This is a genomic window from Lacinutrix sp. MEBiC02595 (genome assembly GCF_053601555.1).
This window is the reverse complement of sequence record NZ_JBSHNU010000216.1, coordinates 1-311: the sequence shown is the minus strand read 5'-3', so window position 1 is coordinate 311 and position 311 is coordinate 1. Positions and strand designations below refer to the sequence as shown.

The 311-nt window shown below is 44.7% G+C and carries 1 protein-coding gene; it reads left to right on the top strand.

Annotated elements, in window-relative coordinates:
- A partial coding sequence (locus ACVCZW_RS07700; protein WP_452232095.1) for a hypothetical protein occupies positions 1-311 on the top strand: 311 nt, incomplete at both ends.

Below are 311 nucleotides of genomic sequence, written 5' to 3'. Positions count from 1 at the left end.
GATTTACTTCTCCAGTAACTGTATTTGCTGATTTAGATGGCGATGGTGTATTAGACGCAGGAGAGCCAACAGCAACAACAGCAACAGACGGAACCTATACTACAGGAGGAGTGCCAGCAGGAACAGTTGATGTCGTAGTAGATACAACTACTTTACCAACAGGATCGACATTAACAGATGGAACAGAGCCAACCGAAGTAACGGTACCAGTAAGTGGAACAGTTACAGCAGGAACAGATGGATATACTACAGCAGGAACGGTAACCGGAACCGTATATAACGATGAAGATGGTGATGGAACACAAAACGGA